The organism is Ruegeria sp. ABD4_443, from assembly GCF_056160865.1.
Window position 1 is genome coordinate 621889 of sequence record NZ_JBSWYA010000001.1, and the last position, 23454, is coordinate 645342.

Consider the following 23454-nt stretch of genomic DNA (forward strand, 5'->3'; position numbering starts at 1 on the left):
CTCTGAGGATCGGGACACTATTTTCGCCCTATGCCCTATCGTTGGTCACAGATTTCAGAACGTGAACAAGAGCTGCGCCTGTGGCCGCACAACGCCTTGCCGCCCCGTGGTGCGATGAGTGTTGTGCTGTTGGTCTTTGCCTTTGGCCTGATCCCGTTGATGGCGGTGCTGGGATCGGCATTACTTTGGGGGCTGCTGCCGTTTCTTCTGATAACCGTTGCGGGGCTTTGGCTGGCGTTCGAGGCCAATTACCGCGCGCGCAGCGTGCTGGAAATTCTGACCCTGACGGATGATCAGGCGCATCTTGTGCACCAAACACCCCGGAACGCAGCCAAGGAATGGACCTGCAACCGGTACTGGGCCCGCCCGGAAATGCACCGGCATGGCGGGCCTGTCCCCCATTACGTCACCCTTGTCGGCGACGGCCGCGAGGTCGAAATCGGGGCGTTCCTGTCCGAAGACGAACGGATCGCACTTTATGATGATCTGGTAAAGAAACTGCCCAGCGGCGGCGGTGCATGCGGCTAGGCGCTTTGTTTCGGATCAGCAGCCGTTGCCGCCTGCGGCACACAGATGGTCCTTGACCATCGGGCCGACTTTGCCGAAATCCATCTGCCCGGTATAGCGCGCCTTGAGCTCACCCATCACCTTGCCCATGTCGCGGATCGAACCCGCGCCGGTCGAACTGACCGCCGTCTGAATCGCCTTGGCGATTTCGTCATCATCCAGCTGCTTGGGCAAGAATTCCTCGATGATGGCGACCTCGCGCAATTCCCGCTCGGCCAGGTCCAGGCGCCCGCCCTCTTCGTAGGCGCGCGCGCTTTCCTTGCGCTGCTTGGTCATTTTCCCAAGAATCTCAAGCACCTCTGCGTCGCCGCAGCCCTTGGCCTCTTCGCTGGCGCCGCCGCGTGTCGCGATATCGCGGTCCTTGATCGCGGCGTTGATCAGGCGAAGTGTCGACAACCGCTCGGCGGCCTTGTCTTTCATTGCTTGCTTCAGGGCAGTGTTCACCCTTGATCGCATATCCATCTTGTTGGTCCATCCCCATGGCAACGGAACCCCGACCATATAGAAACAAAAAGCGGGGCACAACAGGCCTCGAAAAAGGTTAAACCATTGAAAAACAACAATAGCCTAAAATTTGAACACACTTGACCCAGCGCCATATCCCCCTTAGGAATGCGCCGATTTACCCATCAGGAGAGTCGCGTCATGACCCAGAATGCCACGTCCAAGCCCACAGCATGTCTGGCGCTGGCCGACGGAACCCTGTTTTACGGCATGGGCTTCGGAGCAACCGGCCAAACCGTGGCCGAGCTGTGCTTTAACACGGCCATGACCGGGTATCAGGAAATCATGACCGACCCGTCCTATGCGGGGCAGATCGTGACTTTTACCTTCCCGCATATCGGCAATGTCGGTGTAAACCCCGAAGACGACGAAACCACCGATCCGGTTGCCGCTGGCATGGTCGTCAAGTGGGACCCGACCGAGCCGTCGAACTGGCGCTCGGCCGAAGAGCTCAAGACCTGGCTGGAACGGCGCGGACGTATCGCCATCGGGGGCGTGGACACGCGCCGCCTGACCCGTGCGATCCGCCAGCAGGGCGCGCCCCATGTTGCATTGGCGCATGACCCCGAAGGCAATTTCGACATCGCAGCGCTGATTGCTGCCGCCCGCGGTTTTGCTGGGCTTGAGGGGATGGACCTGGCCAAGGACGTCACCTGTGCCCAAAGCTATCGCTGGGACGAAATGCGTTGGGCCTGGCCGGATGGTTACCAGCGGCAAGAAGCTCCGGTTCACAAGGTTGTCGCGGTGGATTACGGCGCCAAGCGCAACATCCTGCGCTGCCTTGCCTCTGCCGGATGCGATGTCACGGTTCTGCCTGCCACGGCGACGGCGGCAGAGGTTCTGGCCCACAATCCAGACGGCCTGTTCCTGTCCAACGGCCCGGGCGATCCGGCGGCCACCGGCGCCTACGCGGTGCCGATGATCAAAGAGATCCTGGAAACCACGGAAATCCCCGTGTTCGGTATCTGTCTTGGGCACCAGATGCTGGCGCTGGCATTGGGCGGTCAGACGGTCAAGATGAACCACGGCCACCACGGCGCCAACCACCCGGTCAAGGATCTGGAAACCGGCAAGGTCGAGATCACGTCGATGAACCACGGCTTTGCGGTGGATGCACAATCGCTGCCCAATGGCGTGGTCGAAACCCACCAGTCGCTGTTCGATGGCTCGAACTGCGGCATCCGCATGACGGATCGCCCGGTCTATTCGGTTCAATACCACCCCGAAGCCTCGCCCGGCCCGCAGGACAGTTTCTATCTGTTCGAACGTTTCGCCGCCGCGATGGCCGAGAAAAAAGCCCACGCCTGAACCGGTGCGCGGATCGCCATTTGCGGTGATTCTCACGCGTTAACGTCAAATTAACCATGGTCAAGCGACCTTGGCGCCAAACAAGGCGGCAGGGTTTGAACATGGTCGAAATGAACCTTCGGCACCCGTTGGCTATATCCGCGGTCCCGCGCAGGCGCGTGGGAAGGCCGCTTGGCGCTTATTTGGTGGACCTTGGGATTGTCACCCATGACCAGGTCAACAAGGCCTTGCACCTGCAAGGACGCCAGAATGCGCCCCTGGGTGAGATTTTGGTGGCCGAAGGCTGGGCAAGCCGGGCCGATGTGCTGGATGCACTGTCGCAGCAGACGGGGCTTCAGATTGCCGATCTGCACGAAACGCCGCCGCCTCGGGGGCTTTGCGCGATAAAACCTGTCTCTTTTTGGCTGGAACATAACGTCCTTCCCTGGCGACGCGTGGGGCATGTCCTTTTGGTTGCAACCGCTCGCCCCGACCGGTTCGACCGGATCAGCCGCGAACTGGCCGATTGCGGATACGCTGTTTCCCCGGTTCTGGCCGCGCCCGAGGCGATCGATGCAGCCATAGCGCGGTGTTACAAATCCGACTTGGCACAAAGCGCGGAAACCCGGGTCGATCCGACCCAAAGCTGCCGGAACTGGGCGGCAAAATCGCGCCTTCGGCCACTGGCCTGCCTGTTGGGCGCTTTGGCCGTTTTCGCCAGCGCACCGGCGACCGGTGGCGCGATCCTGTTCTGGGCGGCGGTTCTGACCCTGGCCCTGTTTCTGGCGCTGCGGCTGGCCGGATTGGCCGCCTTTCTGATCCATGGCCGCCCCCGGATGAAAAAGGACACTCCTGTTCCGCTTCGGATGCCGTGTGTGTCGGTGATGGTCCCGCTCTACAAGGAGCGTGAAATCGCGGATGTCCTGATCAAGCGGTTGCGCCGACTGACCTATCCCAAGGCGTTGCTGGATGTCATCCTGGTTCTGGAAGAACGGGATGAGGTCACGCGCGCGGCGCTGGAGAATGTCGACCTGCCAAGCTGGATCCGCGCCATTGTCGTGCCCGCGCACGGAGACCTGACAACCAAGCCGCGGGCGATGAACTATGCCCTGGATTTCTGCCGGGGCGACATTCTGGGGGTCTGGGATGCCGAGGACGCCCCGGTTCCCGACCAGATAGAAACCGTCGCCAGACATTTTGCCAGCGCGCCCGATGATGTTGTCTGTGTCCAGGGGGTTCTGGACTATTACAACCCGCGCACCAATTGGCGGTCGCGCTGCTTTACCATCGAATACAGCGGCTGGTTCCGGGTCATCTTGCCGGGCATTGCGCGGCTTGGGCTTGTCGTTCCGCTTGGGGGGACAACCTTCTTTTTCCGCCGGGACAAGTTGACCGAGCTGGGCGGGTGGGATGCCCATAACGTGACCGAGGACGCGGATCTGGGTGTGCGGCTCAGCCGGGCGGGGTATCGCACCGAAGTCGTCGACACCGCCACTTACGAAGAGGCAAATTTCCGTGCCTGGCCGTGGGTCAAACAACGCTCGCGCTGGCTCAAGGGCTTCATGGTGACCTACCTCGTGCATATGCGATCACCGCGCCGCTTGTTGCAGGAACTGGGGTTGCTGCGGTTTCTGGGCGTGCAGGCGTTTTTTCTGGGAACCGTCGGGCAATTCCTGCTGGCGCCGGTCCTGTGGGTGTTCTGGCTGACATTCCTGGGTGTGGCGCAACCGTTTCAGGGGCTTGTCGCCCCCGCGATCCTGTCCGCCTGTGTCTATGTGTTTTTCGCCGCCGAACTGGCAAATTTCCTGGTCGGCGCGCTGGGGGTCGCCGCAGGCAAACGCCGGTTCCTGATCCCTTGGGTTCCGACAATGGCGCTGTATTACCCGCTTGGCGTCCTGGCCGGGTACAAGGCGTTGTGGGAACTGCTGGGCAAACCCTTTTTCTGGGACAAGACACAGCACGGGCAAGCCGCCGAAGAAAGCGCGGCAAGCTGAGCGGCGTTATTTCTCGCGCTGAATCGCGTCCTGTTTCAAACGGGTCATGAACGCCACCGAGATATGTTCCTTTAACGCCCGTTCGGCGCCGTCCTCGTCATGCGAGGCGATGGCCTCGACAATCCCCTTGTGTTCACCCTGTGCCAGCTCTCCGCGCCCCTGCGCCGCCAGCGATGTCGTTGCCATCAACGCCATTGTCCGGTGCACAAGGTCCAGTTGCTGCACCAGGTACCGGTTATGCGACGCCAGGTGAATCTGTTCGTGAAACCGCCGGTTGGCCCGCGACAATGCGCTTGGGTCATCCACCAGCGCGTCATCTTCGGCCACCATGTCCTGCAACACGCGAATTTCCTCTTCGGTGGCGTGCCGCGCGGCAAGACGGGCCGCCAGGCCTTCCAGTTCGCGGCGCACGACATACAGCTCGGCCATCTGGTTGTGATCCAGCGACGCAACGATCAGGGAACGGCCGTCGCGTTCCAGCAAGGACTGCGTTTCCAGCCGCTGCAACGCCTCGCGGATCGGTGTACGCGAAACGCCGAACCGCTCGGCCAGTTCGCTTTCCACCAACCGGTCTCCCGGTTTGTAAACCCCGATATCGATCGCTTCCAGTATGAGGCTGTAGGCATCCTTGCCGGGGTGTCGGGACTGGCTCATTTGATCTCTTTTTCTGTTCGTTCCGCCATGTCTAGCCGTCCTTCGGGTCAGCGATCAAGTGCGGCATTGAATTCCGCACCGCCGCGGCCTAAACCCGCGATATGGTCAAACCTGCCTTCAGCCACGTATCTCAATGGGTGTTCGACCTCGACAACACCCTTTATCCGCCGCATATGCGCCTGTTCGACCAGATCGAGGTCTTGATGACCGATTACGTGGTCGATGCCCTGCGCGTGGACCGGCCCGAGGCGGACCGCCTGCGGTCCCTGTACTGGCAGCAATACGGCACAACGCTCGCCGGGCTGATGGCCGAGCATGACCTGGACCCCGAACCCTATTTACACGCGGTGCACCAGGTCGACCTGAGCCACATGGAGCCCGACCCCGCGCTGGCGGCGCATATCGGGGCGTTGCCCGGACGGCGCATCGTCTACACCAATGGCAGCGCACCCTATGCGGAACGGGTACTGGCCGCCCGCGGATTGTCCGGCCTGTTCGATGCAATCTACGGCGTCGAACACGCCGAGTACCGCCCGAAGCCGGACCAGGCCGCTTTTGAGACAATCTTTTCGCGCGATGGTATCCGCACCGACCGGGCCGCCATGTTCGAAGACGACCCCCGCAACCTGGCGGCGCCGCATGCCATGGGGATGCGCACGGTTCACGTCGCGCCCGACCCGCATGAGGCGGACCATATTCACCACCATACAGACGATCTGACCGCGTTTCTTGCCCTGTTGACCTGACCGGCCAACCTGCGACGAATTGCACCTGACCGAGGGCGGTCCCCGCACCTATATCCGCAGTGCGACGAACGGATAGGAGCCCCTCATGAGTGCAACGGAACTTTACCCGCGCCTGCCGCTCTGGCAGCGCATTGTCTATGCAATTCCGCTTTTTGGCTGGATGGCCCGGGACGCGGCAAATGGCGCGCCCGGCGACCTGTGGTACACGCTGGGCGCAGTTCTGTCGATGTGGGGATGCCTGATCATGCTGTTCGGCCTGCCGGGCTTGTACCTGCCGGCCCTGGCAATGGTGCCGGTCATGTTCTTGCTGCTGATCCTCGTTTCCCGCGGCTAAGGCACGGGACAGGATGTCACTTGGTGCCCGGCTGGGTTCAGGACTAGTGTCCCCCTGAATCGGAGAACTGCGCAATGACCGACAAATGTGACATCCTGATTTCCGGCGGCGGGATCGCCGGGTTGACCGCCGCGGCGGTCTTTGGAACGGCCGGTTTCGACGTCATATGCGTCGACCCTGCTCCGCCAATCACCGAACGTGACGTCGATGGTTCGGACCTGCGGACGACGGCCTTTCTGCAACCGGCGCATGGGCTGCTTGAACAATGCGGCCTGTGGCAACGTCTGGATGCCCATGCCGCCCCGTTGCAGATCATGCGCATCGTGGATGCCGGCGGCGATGTCCCGGAACCGCGTGTCGTGCGCGATTTCAACGCGGCAGATATCTCGGACCAGCCCTTTGGCTGGAACCTGCCCAACTGGTTGCTGCGGCGCGAGATGGTCGCGCGACTGGCCGAGCTTCCCAATGTCGATTTCCGTCCGGGAACCGGAACAGTCAGCCTGTTCACCCGCACGCATGAGGCACGCGTCGGGCTGAGCGACGGCAGCCGTATCCGGTGCAAGCTGGTGGTCGCGGCGGACGGGCGCGCCTCGCCCATGCGCGAGGCCGCGGGGATCAGGGTGCACAGCACGCGGTATGGTCAAAAGGCACTGGCATTCGCGGTCACCCACCCGATCCCGCATGAAAATGTCTCGACCGAGATCCACCGCTCGGGCGGACCGTTCACACTGGTGCCTCTGCCCGACTGGCAGGGTCAGCCGTCATCGGCCATCGTCTGGATGGAACGCGGCCCCCGCGCGGTTGAGTTGCTGAACATGGATACCGAGACCTTCGAACAGGCCATGACCCAGCGGTCCTGTGGGCTGTTTGGCCCCCTCAGCCTGGCGTCGCGGCGCACGATCTGGCCGATTATCAGCCAATCTGCCGAACGGCTGTCGGCCGAGCGCGTCGCGCTGATGGCCGAGGCCGCCCATGTGGTTCCGCCGATTGGGGCGCAGGGCCTGAACATGTCGCTGGGCGACCTTCGATGCCTTCTTGACCTGGCCGTGGCGCGGCGGGATGGTCTGGGCGATGCGCAGATGCTTGGGGCCTATCACAAGGCCCGCCATACCGAGATCGCGATACGTGTCAAAGGCATCGACCTTTTGAACAGGGCCTCCATGATGCAGGCACGCCCGCTGCGCGACGCGCGTGCCATGGGGCTGAACGCACTGTATTCCTTGCCGCCGGTGCGCAAGACGCTGATGCAGATGGGGCTGGGCGTGCGCTGAGGCAGGCGCCGCCGCTACAGAACCTTGTTCAGAACCCTTTCAAGACGCCCCAGCGTGCCGGGCACGTCGTACAATTTGTCCAACCCGAACAGACCCAGCCGAAAGGTGCGAAACCCTTCGGGTTCGTCACATTGCAGCGGAACGCCCGCTGCGATCTGCATGCCCAGCGCGGCAAATTTGCTGCCGTTTTGAATGTCTGGATCAGCGGTGTAACTGACAACGACCCCGGGCGCGCCAAACCCGTCTGCGGCCACCGAAACAACACCCTTGGCGCGCAGCATCTCGCGCACCCCATCGCCCAGCGCCCATTGCGCGGCCCTCAGCTTTTCGAACCCGCAATCGCGGGTTTCGGCCATCGTATCGCGAAAGGCGCGCAATGCGTCCGTGGGCATCGTCGCGTGATAGGCATGACCCCCGTCTTCATAGGCCTGCATGATCTGCCGCCATTTCTTCAGGTCAATCGCAAAACTGTCTGATGTTGTTTCCGCAAGCCGCGCCTCGGCCCGTTCGGACAGCATCACCAGACCGGCACAGGGCGACGCGCTCCATCCCTTTTGCGGCGCCGAGATCAGGACATCGACCCCCGTTGCCTTCATATCCACCCAGGCACATCCCGAGGCGATACAATCCAACACCATCAAGGCACCAACCTCATGCGCGGCGGCAGCCATCGCCGAGATATAGTCGTCAGGCAAAATGACCCCCGCTGCCGTTTCCACATGCGGGGCAAACACGATGTCCGGTTTCTTTGACCGGATGGTGTCCACGACCTCTTCGATGGGGGCAGGCGCAAAGGGCGACGGGCTGGAATTGCCCGTTTCGCGCGCCTTCAGAACGGTCGTATCCGCCGTCAGGTCACCGGATTCGAAAATCTGGCTCCAGCGGTAGGAAAACCATCCGTTTCGCACGACCACGACACTGGCCCCCCGGGCAAATTGCCGGGCGACGGCCTCCATCCCATAGGTGCCACCCCCCGGAATGACGGCCACGGCATCGGCATTGTACACCGCCCGCAACATCCTCGAGATATCCCGCATCACCTGTTGAAAGGTCTGGGACATATGATTGAGAGACCGATCCGTGAACACGACCGAGAACTCTTCGAGCCCTTCCGGGTCAACAGTTTTCAACAATGCCGGCATATTGTGTCCTTCCCTTTGACGTCCCGATCTTCTGCACGGTTCGACAACAATGACAAAGCCCGGCCCCGTCAAGCCCGCAAATGCATGAAACACTGGATAAATGCGCCAATTTCCGCCACCGGGTTACGGGGAATTCCGGGGAAATGACGCCAATTAGTGTCACCCTCTCTTTACACCCTGACGTGTTTCTGAACAGATACGCACACTTTGAACAAGAGCAGGCGAGGACACCCGTGACGGCGCATAAGCGGATCAGTTTTCAGGTCGTACGCGACGAGGTCAAAAGACGGATCGAAACCCGCGTCTGGCCCCAAGGGTCCCTGCTGCCAACCGAGACACAACTGGCCGAAGAATTCGGCTGCGCCCGCGCCACCGTGAACAGGGCCTTGCGGGAACTGGCCGAACAGGGCTTTGTCGAACGCAAACGCAAAAGCGGCACACGCGTCAAGAAATCGCCCAGCAAGCAGGCCAAGCTCGAATTTCTTCTGGCCCGGCAAATGGTCGAAGATCAAAACGCCATCTACCGGTATTCCCTGGTCGAACGCGAAGTCATCGCAAGCCCTGGCTGGCTCAGCTCGCAGCTCGGCCTTGGGTCACAGGCGCGCGTTCTGCATGTGATCTGCATGCATTACGGCAACAACCGCCCCTTTCAGCTTGAAGAACGCTGGATCAACATTGATGCAGCCCCCGAGGTCGAACAGGCCGATTTCCGCGAAAGCGGTCCCCACGAATGGTTGCTGAATGCCGCCCCCTTCACCGAGGCGGAAATCGCCTTCAGCGCCATTTCCGCCGATGGGCGGCTGGCCGAATATATGGGCACGACAACCGGGACCTCGATGATCCAACTTGAACGGACCACCTGGAAAAGCGGGCACCCGATGACCTTCGCGCGCATGACCCATCACCAGGGCTATTGCATCCGCACCCGGTACTGATCGGCGTCACCGGATTGGCCCGGCAAGCCGTTCTTCGCTGAGCAACACATTGGCCTCGACCTCGCCCGCGCCCGGAAGGGTCATGATCCTGCGCCGCAAGACACGCTCGAAATCGGCCAGGTCGCGCGCCACGACGCGCAGTCGGTAATCATACAGCCCCAGCACATGCTCGACCGTCTGCACCTCGGGAATGGCGCTGACGGCGCGCTCGAAATCCGCCAGGCTGACCTGCCCCTTGCGCGCCAGCTTGACCCCCAGAAACACCGTGACCCCAAATCCCAGTGCCTCTCTGTTCAGCCGCAACCGGCGCCCCTTGATTACACCGGCCTGTTCCAGCCGGCGAATTCGGCGCCATGTGGCCGGCTGCGACAACCCGAAAACCCGCCCTAACGCCCCCGCACTTTGGCTTGCATCCTGCGCCAGCGCACGCAGGATCTTTCGGTCAATATCGTCCAGCTCCATCATATCGGCAGCGCCTCGTCCTGCTTGACCCGCGCAATATGCATCAGCGCCTCGATATCCGCGATATGCGGCAGGGTCAGAATGCAATCGCGGTAAACCTGCTGATAATGGGCCATGTCGCGCGCCAGCACCGACAGGCGCACATCCACCCGGCCCAGAAATGTCTGGATTTCAATGACCTCGGCGACCTTGCGCGCGGATGCGGTGAAATCATCAAAGGCACGGGGCTGGGTCTTGTCCAGCGTCACCCGCAACGAAACCTCAACAGCATATCCCAGCGCCGCCCAATCAATGACGGCCTCCTGCCCCTGAATGATCCCCGCCGCCTGCATCTTTTCAATCCGCCGCCAACAAACGCCCTGGGTAATCCGGCATCGATCTGCCAGTTCCGCTGTCGTCAGGCTGGGGTCCGCCTGAAAATGCCGCAGGATTCGCCGATCAAGGTCGTCAAGCATGAATTTTCCGTTTTCTGGTCAATCAACGAATATATCTTCATCTTTTTCCCAAATACTCAATCCCAAAACGCTCGCATATATCGCGCCACCCGGATAAAAGCACTGCAATTCAAACAGAAAGGACCAGCGAAATGCGCGTCTATTACGATCGCGATTGCGACATCAACCTGATCAAAGACAAAAAAGTGGCTATTCTGGGCTATGGCAGCCAAGGCCACGCCCACGCGCTGAACCTGCGCGACTCGGGCGCCAAGAACCTGGTTATCGCCCTGCGCGAAGGCTCGCCCTCGGCCAAGAAGGCCGAAGCCGAAGGTCTGCAAGTGATGGGCATCGCCGAAGCGGCGGCCTGGTGCGACGTGATCATGTTCACCATGCCCGACGAATTGCAGGCTGAAACCTACAAGAAATATGTGCATGACAACATCAAGCCGGGTGCCGCCATCGCGTTTGCCCACGGCCTGAACGTGCATTTCGGCCTGATCGAGCCGAAAGAAGGCGTCGACGTCATCATGATGGCCCCCAAAGGCCCCGGCCACACCGTGCGTGGCGAATACACCAAAGGCGGCGGCGTGCCCTGCCTTGTGGCCGTTGACAATGACGCAACCGGCAAAGCGCTGGAAATCGGCCTGTCCTATTGCTCGGCCATCGGTGGCGGGCGCTCGGGCATCATCGAGACCAACTTCCGCGAAGAATGCGAAACCGACCTGTTCGGCGAACAGGCCGTTCTGTGCGGTGGCCTGGTCGAGCTGATCCGCTGCGGCTTTGAAACCCTGGTCGAGGCCGGTTACGCGCCCGAAATGGCCTATTTCGAGTGTCTGCACGAAGTGAAGCTGATCGTTGACCTGATCTATGAAGGCGGCATCGCCAACATGGATTACTCGATCTCGAACACGGCCGAATACGGCCAATACGTCACCGGCCCGCGTATCCTGAAATACGACGAGACCAAAGCGCGCATGAAAGAGGTTCTGAACGACATCCAGCAGGGTAAATTCGTTCGTGATTTCATGCTGGAAAACGCTGTTGGCCAGCCGACCATCAAAGCGTCGCGCCGTGCCAATGACGAGCATATGATCGAAGAAACCGGCGCGAAACTGCGTGGCATGATGCCCTGGATCTCGGCCGGTAAAATGGTCGACAAGGAAAAGAACTGATCCTGACGGTTCTTTAAGAAGGGGCGGCCAAGCGGCCGCCCTTTTTGTCTCAACACTTCCTGGTTTTAGGGCCCGACATGGTTGATCAACCCACATCCCGCGATTGGAGCGGCGTCATTGCCCTGGGTCTCATCTGGGGCGGGACTTTCATGGTCGTCGCCATCGCGCTGGAAGGGTATGGCCCGGTTACTGTTGCCACCGCACGGACCACATTGGGTGCGTTGACCTTGCTTGGGATGATGGCACTAACCGGGCGCAGGCTGCCTTGGGGCAATCCGAAACTTTGGGGTTACATCGCCGTCATTGGCGTTTTGTCGACTGCGCTGCCTTTCATGTTACTCAGTTGGGGGCAGCAATATGTGGCCTCGGCCTTTGCGGGCCTGTCGATGGCAGCGATCCCACTGATGGTATTGCCCTTGGCGCATTTCTTTTCCGATGAGCCGCTGAACTTGCGCAGGCTCCTTGGGGTGTCCCTGGGCTTTTGTGGCGCACTAGTACTGATTGGCCCGGGGTTGGCGCAAATCGGACAGGGAGCCGAACCCCTGGCTCAGCTAGCCTGTATCGGGGCGGCCCTGTGCTATTCCTGCGCGTCGATCTTTACCCGGCGGTGCCCGCCGGTTGATCCTGTGGCGCTGGCCGCGCTGTCGCTGGTGGTTGGCGCGGTGCTTTTGCTGCCGATCATGCTGGTGACCGAAGGCGTTCCCCGCTGGGAGGGCACGCGCTCTGGTCTGGCGATCATCGCGCTGGGCCTTTTGCCCACCGCATTCGCCACCTTGCTGCGCGTTTCGATCATTCGCAGCGCCGGCTCCGTGTTCCTGACCCTGGTCAACTATCAGGTGCCGATCTGGTCGATGATCTTTGGCGCCTGGATTCTGTCCGAGGCGCTGCCATTGCGATTCTACATCGCGCTGATCATGATCCTGACCGGGTTGGCGATCAGCCAGTGGTTCAGCCTGCGCAAGATGCTGATCGGGCGTTAGCCCGCAACCGCCTCGACCTCGGCCACGATACCGTCGACCACCTGGGTCAAAAGCGCGTCATCCTCGCATTCCGCCATCACGCGGATCAAGGGCTCGGTTCCGGATTTTCGGATCAGCAGGCGCCCCAGACCGGTCAGGCGTTCTTCGGCCGCGGCGATGGCCGACTTCACCCGATCCACCTCAAGCGGGGCCTGCCCGTCGGCATATCGCACATTCTTCAACAGTTGCGGAACCGTTTCGAACTGACCGGCCAGTTCCGAGGCTTTGCGCCCGGAATCAACCAACTCGGCCAGGAAATGCAGCCCGGCCATCAATCCGTCGCCGGTTGTTGCGTAATCGGTCATGACGATGTGGCCGGATTGCTCTCCGCCCAGGTTGAACCCGCCTGCACGCATCCGTTCCACCACATAGCGGTCGCCCACTGCGGTCCGTTCCAGCCGCAGCCCCTGCCCTGCCAGATACCGCTCCAGGCCAAGGTTCGACATCACCGTGGCAACCAATGCGCCGCCTTTCAAAAGCCCCGCCCGGTTCCAGGTCGAAGCCAGAAGCGCCATCAGTTGATCGCCATCCGCGACCTGGCCCTTTTCATCTATGACGACGACACGGTCCGCATCGCCATCCAGGCAGATCCCGACATGTGCCCCATGCGCAACCACGGTTTCAGCGGCAATGCGCGGCTGGGTCGAGCCGCAACCAAGGTTGATATTCTTGCCATCCGGCGACGTGCCGATGGGGATGACATCCGCCCCCAGTTCCCACAGGACCTCGGGCGCGGTACGGTGTGCTGCGCCATTGGCACAGTCGATCACCACCTTCAGGCCGTCCAGGCGCAGGTCGCGCGGCAACGAAGACTTGATCCGTTCGCCATAGCGGAACCGCGCATCATCCACACGGCGCGCCCGCCCGATATTCTTTGCCTGCGCGGGGCTGACACCGTTTTCGATCAGTTCCTCGATCTCAAGTTCGGCCTGGTCCGACAGCTTGAACCCGTCCGGGCCGAAAAACTTGATCCCGTTATCTTCGGCCGGGTTGTGGCTGGCCGAAATCATCACCCCCAGATCCGCGCGCATCGACCGGGTCATCAACCCGACAGCCGGCGTCGGAACCGGACCCAGCAACAACACGTTCATACCCGTCGACGTCAAACCCGCCGTCAGCGCGTTTTCCAGCATGTAGCCCGAAAGCCGCGTATCCTTGCCGATTACCACACGGTGCACGCCGCTTGCGTCGCGCCGGAAATAGCGCCCCACGGCCGCCCCGATGCGCAATGCCATCTCTGCCGTCATCGGGTGCGTGTTGGCGGTGCCTCGCACCCCGTCGGTTCCGAACAGCTTGCGCATACGTGCTACTCCACAAAAATTACCTGTGACCGGATTACCGGACGGCGGCCCACAGGCGCAAGGCCTGAGCTGTTTCGACCACGTCATGAACGCGAATGATCTGCACTCCTTGCGACAATCCGGCCAAAGCGACGGCGATTGACCCCGGAGCCCGCGCATCCTTGCGGGGCTCTTGCCCGATCCTGCCAATGAAACCCTTGCGCGACACCCCCAAAAGAACCGGACAGCCCAGCCCGTGAAACAGGCTGAGATTGCGCAGCAGGTCCAGGTTATGGTCTTCGGTCTTGCCGAAACCGATACCGGGATCGACTATGATGTTGTGCCGCGCCAATCCTGCCTGTTCCAGCGTATCAACCTGGGCTTCGAGAAAGTCGTAAACGTCCAGCAAGACATTCCCGTAGGTCGGGCTTTCCTGCATCGTGCCGGGCTCGCCCTGCATGTGCATGACGCAAACCGGCATGCCCGCCTCGGCGCAGAACGTTGCAAGCGCCGGATCAAAGGTAAACCCGGACACATCATTGACCAGACCGGCACCGGCGTCACGGGCCGCGCGAGCGACCCCGGCCTTTCGGGTATCGATCGAGATCAGGGCATCGGTTTCGTCACGGATTGCCCGGATCACCGGTTGCGTGCGCGCGATTTCCTCATCTTCGGGCACGAAATCCGCGCCGGGCCGTGTGGATTCACCGCCGATATCAAGAATGCTGGCCCCATGCGCCACCATTTCCACAGCCGCGGCCCGCGCCGCAGGGATCGAGTTGTGTCGGCCCCCATCCGAGAAACTGTCGGGCGTTGTGTTCAAAATCCCCATGATCTGCGGGGTGTCCATGGCAAGCCCGGCAATCGGCGCGCGGGGGCCAGATAACCGTTCCAGCATCTTGGCCGGTATGTCCCGCGCAGCGACGACCCTGGGCGCGCCATCGCGGGTCAGATGTTGGGCATGGGTGAACCACAGGCGCTGACCGGCCAGTGCCACCGCGCCATCCGGACGGGCCGGGCCATGCTGGACCAATGGCCGGTAATACCCCGTCACAGCTGCGCCTGTTCCACGGGAACGGCACGCAGGGGTGTCTTGGGAGCGTCGGGCAGCTCTCCGCCGATGACCAGCATCTCGCTGGCCTCGAATGTGGCGGCAAACCACGCGGCAAGCGCGACCGCGTCCGAGGGTGCCGCAGACGGACCGTCCACCGCATCCAGCACGATCTTGGACGGCGCCCAGACACAAATCTGCCCGTTCTTCATCGCCCAATCCAGCTCGGTCCGGGTCGATACGACGACACAGCGGGGGTCCTTGGCGGCCAGAACCCAAGCATTCTGTTCGATTGCCAAAAGATCAATTCGGCGCTGGGTCATGGCGTGCCCGGTTTGCGGCACGCCCCAGTCCGAGGCCCCGACGCACAGAATCAAGGGGCGCTGACGATTTTCCAGCTGGTCGATCCAGCCGGTCAGATTACCCGACCCGATGGCCGCGTTGGACAGGAAAACCAGCCGGGGATGGGGGCGGTCTTCTTCGACAACCTCGTGATGCACACCATCCTTGCCGCGCACGATCTCAACCCCAAGCGCGCCCGGCCCACGGTCAAGCTTTTCTATTCGAACAAAGGCTCTTACGGCCTGAGGTTCAAGCAAAATTCGCTCGGCAATCCGCTCGGCAAGCGTTTCCAGCAAGTTCAACCGCTCGTCGCCAAGTTCAAAGGCGATGGCCTCGGTCACCCGGTCATAGGACAGAATTCTGTCCACATCGTCATCAATCGGGTCCGACAGCGGACGCACTTCGACCACGATGTTGAAACAGATGCGCTGGGTCGTGCCCCGCTCGGCCTGAAACGCGCCGATCTCGACCTCGACGATATGGTCGCGCAGGGATATCCGGTCCAGCGGCCCGCGCTGCGCGGTCGCCTCGGACCGTTCGGACGGATGGGCAAAGGCAAGGCGGATTTCAGAACTCATGTCGCGGGCCTTTTGAAAATCATCGGGCGGGGTTGGTCCAATCTGGACGTTACCGGCGCCTATAGCATTCAAGCAAACGCCACACCAGACATCGAAAACGGCACCGGGACCGGCATCCGGCGATGCATGCCGAACCGCTGGATTGCCCATCGGTGCCCCGGAACGGCAAAACGGGCCTTTCGGCCCGCGCGGCTGATCCTGAAAAGCCCCGCGCCCAGGGCGGCGCGGGCACACCGGTCAGTTGCTGGCTGTCCGGTAGTTGTGGCGATAGAAGATATGAACGCCAATCCGCGCGGTTTCCTTGTACACGCGCGCCCAGGACGGACGAACCGCCTTGGTGTGGTAATGCGTTGCACCGCTGGTCAACTGCTTTGCCACGCCGTCGATCGAGGCGCGGGCAACCTTGGCAACCCGTTCATAGGCTTTCTTTTCGTGGATCACTTCCTTGTGCCCATCGCAGGTATAGGTGAACTGGCACTGATATTTCTTGCCGGTTCCCTGACGGATGACACCGCACAACGAGTCCGGAAAGCGTTCGCTTTCGACCCGGTTCAGGATCACTTCGGCAACGGCAAACTGGCCCCGGACGCTTTCGCCGCGCGCTTCGAAATACAGCGCCTCGGCCAGGCATTTCCAGTTTTCGTCGCCGGTTGGTTTCGGCTGGCCGTCAAGCCAGGCCTTGGAATAGGACACCTCGACCGGTTCAGGCTCTTTTCGAAGCTTGAACAGTTTCAGGTAGTCACGAAAGCTCTGCCCCGGCAATTCATTGCGCGCGACAAGCTCTCGCTTGGCGGATTCTGTGGCTTCCCTCTCAGCAAAGGACGCACTCGGCAGCACGGTTGCCGCCATTATGGCAGCAGCCAATATGTAACGTAGCATCAGATAACCTCGCACAGGCACTTCTTGCGCCTTACCCTCCCCCGGCGGGCGCGACGAGGCTCTTAACGCAGCTTGTGCGAAAGGTCCAGTTCTGTGGAAAATGCAAGTGGAAAACCGCCCGCGAGACCGAATTATTTCGGCCACAGGTCCATCCCAAACCCACTAATCCTAGGGGATTTGGCCGGTGTCAACCCCCAAGTTTGGACGAAATCGCCAATTGAGCGGCAGCCAGCCGAGCGACCGGCACCCGGAAGGGTGAACAGGACACGTAGTCGAACCCCAGGTCGCGGCAAATGGCGATTGATTCGGGGTTTCCGCCGTGTTCGCCGCACACCGAAAGCGTCACCTCGGGCTTGGCTGCCCGCCCCCGCTCGGCGCCAAGCCGCAGCAATTCGCCGACACCATCTGGGTCCAGGACGTGAAACGGGTCTTCGGTAAAGACACCCTGCCGGACATAGGCCGACATGAACCGCCCCGCGTCATCGCGCGACAGGCCATAGGTCATCTGCGTCAGGTCATTTGTCCCGAAACTGAGAAACGCCGTCTGCGGCGCAATTTCTTCGGCCCTCAGGCAGGCGCGCGGCGTTTCCACCATGACGCCCAGCCGATATTCAAAATCCCGCCCCTGTTCCGACGCCACCGCCGAGGCGACAGAGTCGATCCGCGACTTGACCAGTTCGACCTCTCGCATGGTTGACACAAGCGGGATCATGACCTCGGGGACCACCGGCGCGCCATCCTTGCTGGCCTCGAGCGTCGCCTCGAATATCGCGCGGGCCTGCATGTCATAGATTTCGGGCACCGTGACGCCCAGGCGCACCCCGCGCAGCCCAAGCATGGGGTTGTATTCGCTCATGGCATCGACGCGGCGCTCGACATCCGACACCGGCAGGTCCAGCGCCTCGGCCAGCTCGCGTTGACCGCTGCGGTTGGTCGGCAGGAATTCGTGCAGCGGCGGATCGAACAGGCGGATGCAAACGGGCTGCCCCTCCATGATCCGAAACAGCTGGACGAAATCGGCGCGTTGCATGGGCAGCAACCGCTCAAGCACTGCCGCGCGCCCCGACGGGGTCTGCGCAAAGATCATTTCGCGCATCACGATCAAGCGGCCGGGATCAAAGAACATATGCTCGGTCCGGCACAGGCCAATGCCTTGCGCCCGGAAATTGCGCGCGGTCTGCGCATCTGCCGGGGTATCCGCATTGGCGCGGATATCAATGTCACGCTCGGCATCCGCCCATCCCATGAGCGTCTGGAAACAATCGTCCAACGCGGCTTCGAGCATGGCCGGCTGGCCCGCAAGGACCTGCCCGGAACTGCCATCGATGGTCAGCGTATCGCCGGTCTTGAACACGCGGCCATCCGGCGCGCTCAGCATCTTTTTCTTGGTCTGAAACCGCATGTCCGAGGCACCGACGATACAGGGCAGGCCCAGACCGCGGCCGATAACCGCCGCGTGGCTGGTCATGCCGCCCTTTTCGGTCAATACCGCAACCGCGGCGTGCATGCCCCGCACGTCCTCGGGCGCGGTTTCGCGGCGCACCAGAATACACGGCTCCCCGCGCGAGGCGCTGGCCTGTGCCTCGGCCGAGGTAAAAACGATGCGCCCCGTCGCGGCCCCGGGGCTGGCCCCGATCCCGGTGGTCAACACATCGCGCTTGGCCTCGGGGTGGACCTGACGGTGCAAAAGTTCGTTCAGCGAATGCGGGTCGATCCGCATGACGGCCTCTTGAGGGGTGATGATGCCATCTTCGGCCAGGCGGACCGCGATCCGCATAGCGGCGCGGGCGCTGCGCTGAACGCGGACCCCGTCAAGGATATGCACCTTGCCGTTTTCAATAACAAACTCGACCTGCATCTCGGCCCGCAGTTTCCGGCGCATCAGCGCAGCATGGGCTTTCAGATCGGCGAATGCCTGCGGGGCGACATCTTCCAGCGATTGCCCCCGCTGATCCTTTTCCAGATACAGCGCCGCAACGCCTTCGCCCAGCGCATCGCGCCCCTGGCTTTGGCTCAGGTAGCGGCCGGTGATCTGTGGCAGGCCGGTTGACGAATCCACCAGTTGCAGAACGCCGGACCCGCATTCGCCCTGGCCGACGCCCGGAATCATCTCTTGGATGACAAGGCCCAGCCCCGCATCCTTTGGCGCGCCCTTTGCCTGCCGCAGCAAGCGGGCCGAGGTTCCATCCCAGGCCCGCGCCATCGAGCGCAGAACCGCCAGCAACTGTTCGCCCCGATCCTGGGGAAAGGGCTCGTCGGTTTCGTCTTCATAGGCGCGCAGCGACAGGCGCAGGCCCTCGCAGCCATCGGCCTCGATATCGTCAAAGACATCCGCATCCAGCCGCGCGACGTGAATGGCATAGCTTTGGACAAATCGCAGGTACAGCGCCGCCGCCGCCTCGGACCCCATCTTGTCAGACAGATCGACATAGCGCGCATCATTGATGCCGATATTCAGAACCGCCCCCGGCCCGCCCCAATCGGGATCTTCCGAGCTGGGACGAACGCATAACAGCGCAGATTTGTCGAACTGTTCAAGAATGGCCTCGATCGCGGGCACGTCGCCATCGGCCAGCCGATGCACCTGATCAAAGGACAGCGCGACGGTGCGCGGTACGGGCAGGTCCAGCCGGACAAGCCGCTGCAGGCACTTGGCCCGGCCGCCATGGGTGTCGGCGGCGACAGGGGCGTCAGGAGTGATAAGCGTGGTATGCGGGTTATTCTGCACTGCGGCACCTTTTGGTTTCACCGCAGCATAGGCCGCTTTACCCGTTGTACAAGTGTGATCTGGGCGCGCATTTGCCCGCGCCCACCGTGTCAGCCCTCGATCCTGGTCAGATCGGCGACGCTGGAACAGACCTGCCTGATCTGGCTCAGCAGGTTCAGACGGTTGCGGCGCAGGATGTCGTTGTCGGTATTGACCTGCACATCCTCAAAAAACGCATCAACCGGGCCGCGCAGGGCGGCCATGGCCGCCATGGCCGCGGGGAAATCTTCGGCCGCAAGCGCCGGGTCAATCTGCCCCTTCGCCGTTTCCAATGCCGCAAACAGCGCCTTTTCGCTGTCGGTCTCGGCAAATTTCACATCCGCACCATAGGAGTATTCGACGCCATCCTTTTCCTCGGCCTGTGTCAGGATGTTGTTGGCGCGTTTGAAACCCTGCACCAGGTTTTCGCCATCCTCGGTCGCCAAAAAGTCTCTAAGATGTGGCGCAATCCGAGATATCCGTAGGAGATCATCAGCTGTTGATGCACCGATGCACGCATCGACTACGTCGTGACGGATGCCCTCGTCGCGGAGGAAGACCTTGAGGCGGTCGTGGAAGAAGGAGAGGAGGCTGTCGAACTTGATGAACAGTTCGTCAGTCAACGCCTCTGCATCGTCAACGCCCATATGCTCTTGCAAGGCTTTGGCAGCACCAGCTTGATCAATGCGGCCAGTCCTAACATCTTCCAAAGCCACGTTGGGTTTGTTTGCGCTGCGCTGCTTGGAGTTTATGTAGTGCGCAATTATCCACTTCTGGAACGTCGGATACAGGTTCTTCCTAATACTGTTCTCCAACACCAACCGAATAACCCCCAGCGCCGCGCGGCGCAAAGCATACGGGTCTTTCGAGCCTGTCGGCAATTCATCAATCGCCCAGAACCCGGTCAGCGTGTCCAGCTTGTCGGCCAGCGCCACGGTCACCGACAAAGGCGCAGTCGGCACGTCATCCGACGGCCCCAATGGCGAGTAATGCTCCTGCGCCACAGCGGCCAGTGCGGCGTCTTCGCCTGCGGCTTCGATGTAGTACCGCCCCATAAGCCCCTGAAGTTCAGGGAATTCATAGACCATCTCGGAACTCAGGTCGGCCTTGGCCAGACGCGCGGCTTGTTCGGCCTGATCGGCATCCGCGCCTGTCACCGGCGCCAATTCGCGGGCCAGTGCCGCGATGCGATCGATGCGCTCGGCCTGTGTGCCCAGCTTGTTGTGGAAGGTCACGTTTTCCAGCGCGCGGGTCCATTGGGCGATGTCCGATTTGGCAACGCGCAGGTCGTTCTCCCAGAAGAATTTCGCATCGGCCAAGCGGGCAGACAAAACCTTCTGGTTCCCCGCCAGAATGGTGGCGCCATTGTCGGCGGTCTCACGGTTGGCGACGGTGATGAAACGTTCGATCCGGCCCGTTTTGGGGTTCTTCACCGAAAAGAACTTCTGATGCTCCTTCATCGAGGTCTGCAGCACCTCGGGCGGCAGGCCGAGGAATTCGTCGTCGATCTGCCCCATCAGCACCACGGGCCATTCGACCAGACCAGCGACCTCGGCCAGCAGGCCCTTGTCGTCGACAACCTCAAGCCCTGCGGCAAAGGCCAGGTTCTGGGCGTCGTTCCAGATATGCTCGGCGCGTTCCTCGGGCGACAGAACGACAAAGGCGCGTTTCAGCTTGGCGGCGTAATCCTCGAACGAGGTCACCGCAAAACGGTCGGGGGCCATGAACCGGTGGCCCGCGGTCGTGTCGCCGGATGTGATGCCCTCAACCGACATCGGCACAACCTGCGCGCCGGCCTCATCGCTGAGAATGCACAGGATCGAATGCAGCGGGCGCACCCAGCGCATCGGGCCGCTACCCCAGCGCATGGATTTCGGCCACGGGAAGTTGCGGATGGTCGCCTCAAGCACTTCGGCCACGATTTCTGCCGCCGGGCGTCCGGGTTTTTCGATGGTAGCGAAATAGACCGCGCCTTTGGGGGTGTCGCGTTCTTCCAACTGATCCCGCGTCAGCCCTGCACCGCGCAGGAAGCCTTCGATGGCCTTGTCAGGTGCGCCGACTTTGGGGCCTTTGCGTTCTTCGCGGATGGTGGGGCTTTCCGCCAGCAAGCCCTCGACCGCCAGGGTCAGGCGGCGCGGCGTGGTCAGGGCGGCGGCCCCGGCATAGGTCAGACCGGCCTCGACCAGACCATCGGTGATCCGCTTTTTCAGGTCCTCACCGGCGCGGGTCTGCATACGCGCGGGGATCTCCTCGGAAAACAGTTCGATCAGCAGGTCGGGCATTGTCGGTCCTTAGAAATTGACGATCGTCTGGATGACGATGGCATTGGCGATATCCACAAAGAAGGCGGATACAAGGGGGAGCACGATAAAGGCAATAGGCGAAGGGCCATATCGCTTGGTGACAGCGGTCATATTGGCGATTGCGGTGGGCGTCGCACCCAATGCGAACCCGCCGAACCCCGCAGCAAGCACAGCGGCGCGGTAATTCGACCCCATCAAGGGAAACAGCACCCAGATCACGAAGCCGATGGTAAACAAGGTCTGCAACGTCATGATCACGGCGATTGCCAGCCCCAGTTCGGCGATGGTCCACAATTGCAGGCTCATCAACGACATGGCCAGAAACGCCCCCAGGGCAAATTCCGAGATCAGCGCCAGCGACGGCGTCCGCGACACGGGCTGCGCATGCGGCGCAAGAGCGGCCCGCAGGTTGGCGATGACGATCCCCATGATCAGGCAGGGCACGAACAGCGGCAGCTTCAGCCCGGCCGCAGCGATTGTCTCGCTAAGGGCAAAGCCCGAAATGATCGCAAGGTTCAGATACAACAGGACCCGCATGATGCTCAGGTGGTCAATCTGCGCCTGACCGGCATCGGTATCATCGGGCAGCCCGACCGTATGTTCCTCGTCGGGGCGGTTCGGGCTGAGGTTTTTGCGTTCGATCAGCACCCGCGCAATCGGCCCGCCGACCAGCGCGGCCAGAACAAGCCCCAAGGTGGCCACGGCCACGCCCAGTTCCGTTGCCCCGTCCAGCCCGGTCGCCGCTGCAACCTCTGGCGACCATGCGATTGCCGTTCCGTGCCCGCCGATCAATGCGGCAGACCCGAACAGAACGCCGGCCTGCGCCGGATAGCCAAAGACCGACGCGCCAACGGCCCCGATCACGTTTTGCGCAAGAATGGTCAGCAGGGTCAAAACCAAAAGGATCAACAGCGGCTTTCCCCCGGCGATCAGGTCTGACAGCCGGGCGTTCAGGCCAATGCCTGCGAAAAAAAGCACCAAAAGGAAATCGCGCACGCTGAGGTCAAAGGCCAGTTCAGCGCCAAAGACCAGATACAGCGCCAGAACCACAAGCGAGGCCAACAGCCCCCCGGTGACCGGTTCGGGGATATTGAACTGCCGCAGGGTTGCGACGCGGGCGTTGATCTCGGCCCCGATCAGGTAGACGGCGAAACCAAGTGTCGCCGTAAGAAACCCGGGTATTGCAATGACATCGCCCATACCGCGCGCTCAGCCCTGTGGCCGGGGCGGGCATTCTTCGCCAATGACGGTTCCGTCATAGGCTTTTTCGCCGCAATTGTTCAGCGCGTGCCAGGCATAGCCCTTGCCGTCCTGGGTCACCGCAACGATGCGGTCCACGCCAAAGTGAATGTTCTTTTCAGCGATAAACGCCTGGGCTTGCCCCGACGCAAGCGCGCTGGCCAAAGCGACCGCATCGTAACAGTCAAACCAGCCCGGCGCCGTCAAAGGTTCCGGGTTTTGCGCAGGGACAAAGGACGCGGCCAACTGATCCGGCGTCAACGTGGTTTCGAAACAGGCGCGAAAGCGGATGGGCGAGCTGTCGGCGTTAATGGCCCGAAACGCGTCATAGGCGATCGGCTCTGGCATCCCGGTCGCCGCCGAAAGCAGCGCCACATCCCGCCCGGGTCGGGGTTCGACGTCATAGTAGAAGCCGTAAACCTGAAGGTAATACATCCCCGCGCCAGCGGCGACGGCACATGTTACCAGAATGATAGCCAGCAGTTTACCGGTCATGATGTTCTCCGCAGGGG

General features: G+C 61.7%; 22 protein-coding genes. 9 read left to right on the forward strand and 13 right to left on the reverse strand.

All coding sequences use genetic code 11. The annotated features are described in order from the left end of the window. The first annotated feature begins 30 nt into the window (after nt 1-30). Nucleotides 31-528: a DUF2244 domain-containing protein gene (locus tag ACXAG8_RS03110; protein ID WP_475222040.1), complete on the forward strand. Its 498-nt coding sequence runs from the start codon at nt 31-33 to the stop codon at nt 526-528. 15 nt (nt 529-543) lie between these two features. On the opposite strand, the gene ACXAG8_RS03115 is transcribed toward ACXAG8_RS03110, so the two are convergent. Continuing rightward, entirely contained in the window at nt 544-1029 is a 486-nt protein-coding gene (locus ACXAG8_RS03115; RefSeq protein ID WP_475222041.1) for a GatB/YqeY domain-containing protein, read from the reverse strand. A 183-nt stretch (nt 1030-1212) separates the two neighbouring features. Between ACXAG8_RS03115 and carA the strand changes: the two genes are divergently transcribed. Beyond that, nucleotides 1213-2379 (forward strand): glutamine-hydrolyzing carbamoyl-phosphate synthase small subunit, encoded by a 1167-nt coding sequence (gene carA / locus ACXAG8_RS03120; protein ID WP_475222043.1) that lies wholly within the window; start codon nt 1213-1215, stop codon nt 2377-2379. Nucleotides 2380-2537: 158 nt separating this feature from the next. Beyond that, a complete protein-coding gene (locus ACXAG8_RS03125; protein ID WP_475222045.1) occupies nt 2538-4352 on the forward strand; it encodes a glycosyltransferase family 2 protein in 1815 nt (604 codons plus the stop codon). 6 nt (nt 4353-4358) lie between these two features. Here the strand turns inward: ACXAG8_RS03125 and ACXAG8_RS03130 are convergent, their stop codons facing one another. Continuing rightward, nucleotides 4359-5006, reverse strand: coding sequence for a GntR family transcriptional regulator (locus ACXAG8_RS03130; RefSeq protein WP_475222047.1), 648 nt, complete (start codon nt 5004-5006; stop codon nt 4359-4361). Between the two features lie 101 nt (nt 5007-5107). Between ACXAG8_RS03130 and ACXAG8_RS03135 the strand changes: the two genes are divergently transcribed. The 3 genes from ACXAG8_RS03135 to ACXAG8_RS03145 all read left to right on the forward strand — a co-directional run bounded on the left by ACXAG8_RS03135 (nt 5108) and on the right by ACXAG8_RS03145 (nt 7357). Continuing rightward, nucleotides 5108-5752 carry a pyrimidine 5'-nucleotidase gene (locus tag ACXAG8_RS03135; protein ID WP_475222049.1) on the forward strand — a complete coding sequence of 215 codons (645 nt, stop codon included), beginning with the start codon at nt 5108-5110 and terminating at the stop codon, nt 5750-5752. 85 nt (nt 5753-5837) lie between these two features. After that, entirely contained in the window at nt 5838-6086 is a 249-nt protein-coding gene (locus ACXAG8_RS03140) for a hypothetical protein (protein WP_475222050.1), read from the forward strand. A 74-nt stretch (nt 6087-6160) separates the two neighbouring features. Further along, nucleotides 6161-7357: a UbiH/UbiF family hydroxylase gene (locus ACXAG8_RS03145; RefSeq protein ID WP_475222051.1), complete on the forward strand. Its 1197-nt coding sequence runs from the start codon at nt 6161-6163 to the stop codon at nt 7355-7357. Between the two features lie 14 nt (nt 7358-7371). Here ACXAG8_RS03145 and ACXAG8_RS03150 read toward each other — a convergent pair whose 3' ends face one another. Next, nucleotides 7372-8499: an aminotransferase class V-fold PLP-dependent enzyme gene (locus ACXAG8_RS03150; RefSeq protein WP_475222053.1), complete on the reverse strand. Its 1128-nt coding sequence runs from the start codon at nt 8497-8499 to the stop codon at nt 7372-7374. A gap of 233 nt (nt 8500-8732) precedes the next feature. Between ACXAG8_RS03150 and ACXAG8_RS03155 the strand changes: the two genes are divergently transcribed. Then, complete coding sequence (locus ACXAG8_RS03155; RefSeq protein WP_475222054.1) at nt 8733-9434, forward strand: GntR family transcriptional regulator; 702 nt, start codon at nt 8733-8735, stop codon at nt 9432-9434. 6 nt (nt 9435-9440) lie between these two features. Here ACXAG8_RS03155 and ACXAG8_RS03160 read toward each other — a convergent pair whose 3' ends face one another. Next, nucleotides 9441-9899: an Lrp/AsnC family transcriptional regulator gene (locus ACXAG8_RS03160; protein WP_475222056.1), complete on the reverse strand. Its 459-nt coding sequence runs from the start codon at nt 9897-9899 to the stop codon at nt 9441-9443. Next, nucleotides 9896-10351, reverse strand: a complete 456-nt coding sequence (locus tag ACXAG8_RS03165) for an Lrp/AsnC family transcriptional regulator (RefSeq protein ID WP_475222058.1) — start codon at nt 10349-10351, stop codon at nt 9896-9898. The genes ACXAG8_RS03160 and ACXAG8_RS03165 overlap by 4 nt, the downstream gene beginning before the upstream one ends. A gap of 131 nt (nt 10352-10482) precedes the next feature. On the opposite strand from ACXAG8_RS03165, the gene ilvC reads away from it, so the two are divergent. Together ilvC and ACXAG8_RS03175 are read left to right on the forward strand one after the other, a co-directional pair. Then, complete coding sequence (gene ilvC / locus ACXAG8_RS03170) at nt 10483-11505, forward strand: ketol-acid reductoisomerase (protein WP_155151382.1); 1023 nt, start codon at nt 10483-10485, stop codon at nt 11503-11505. 77 nt (nt 11506-11582) lie between these two features. Further along, a complete protein-coding gene (locus ACXAG8_RS03175) occupies nt 11583-12485 on the forward strand; it encodes a DMT family transporter (protein ID WP_475222059.1) in 903 nt (300 codons plus the stop codon). Here ACXAG8_RS03175 and glmM read toward each other — a convergent pair. The 8 genes from glmM to ACXAG8_RS03215 form a co-directional block, all read right to left on the reverse strand. Beyond that, nucleotides 12482-13825 carry a phosphoglucosamine mutase gene (glmM, locus tag ACXAG8_RS03180; protein ID WP_475222061.1) on the reverse strand — a complete coding sequence of 448 codons (1344 nt, stop codon included), beginning with the start codon at nt 13823-13825 and terminating at the stop codon, nt 12482-12484. The genes ACXAG8_RS03175 and glmM overlap by 4 nt on opposite strands. Nucleotides 13826-13859: 34 nt before the next feature. Continuing rightward, on the reverse strand, nt 13860-14858 hold the full coding sequence (folP, locus tag ACXAG8_RS03185; protein ID WP_475222063.1) for a dihydropteroate synthase: 999 nt from the start codon (nt 14856-14858) through the stop codon (nt 13860-13862). Beyond that, on the reverse strand, nt 14855-15775 hold the full coding sequence (locus ACXAG8_RS03190; RefSeq protein WP_475222065.1) for a dihydroneopterin aldolase: 921 nt from the start codon (nt 15773-15775) through the stop codon (nt 14855-14857). The genes folP and ACXAG8_RS03190 overlap by 4 nt, the downstream gene beginning before the upstream one ends. 237 nt (nt 15776-16012) lie before the next feature. Continuing rightward, a complete protein-coding gene (locus ACXAG8_RS03195) occupies nt 16013-16654 on the reverse strand; it encodes a cell wall hydrolase (protein ID WP_475222066.1) in 642 nt (213 codons plus the stop codon). A 187-nt stretch (nt 16655-16841) separates the two neighbouring features. Next, a complete protein-coding gene (locus ACXAG8_RS03200) occupies nt 16842-19403 on the reverse strand; it encodes a putative PEP-binding protein (protein WP_475222067.1) in 2562 nt (853 codons plus the stop codon). 68 nt (nt 19404-19471) lie between these two features. Next, a complete protein-coding gene (gene glyS, locus ACXAG8_RS03205) occupies nt 19472-21682 on the reverse strand; it encodes a glycine--tRNA ligase subunit beta (RefSeq protein ID WP_475222069.1) in 2211 nt (736 codons plus the stop codon). Between the two features lie 9 nt (nt 21683-21691). Then, nucleotides 21692-22903: a sodium/glutamate symporter gene (gene gltS / locus ACXAG8_RS03210; protein WP_475222072.1), complete on the reverse strand. Its 1212-nt coding sequence runs from the start codon at nt 22901-22903 to the stop codon at nt 21692-21694. Between the two features lie 9 nt (nt 22904-22912). Next, nucleotides 22913-23437 (reverse strand): DUF6446 family protein, encoded by a 525-nt coding sequence (locus ACXAG8_RS03215; RefSeq protein WP_475222074.1) that lies wholly within the window; start codon nt 23435-23437, stop codon nt 22913-22915. Nucleotides 23438-23454 lie beyond the last annotated feature (17 nt).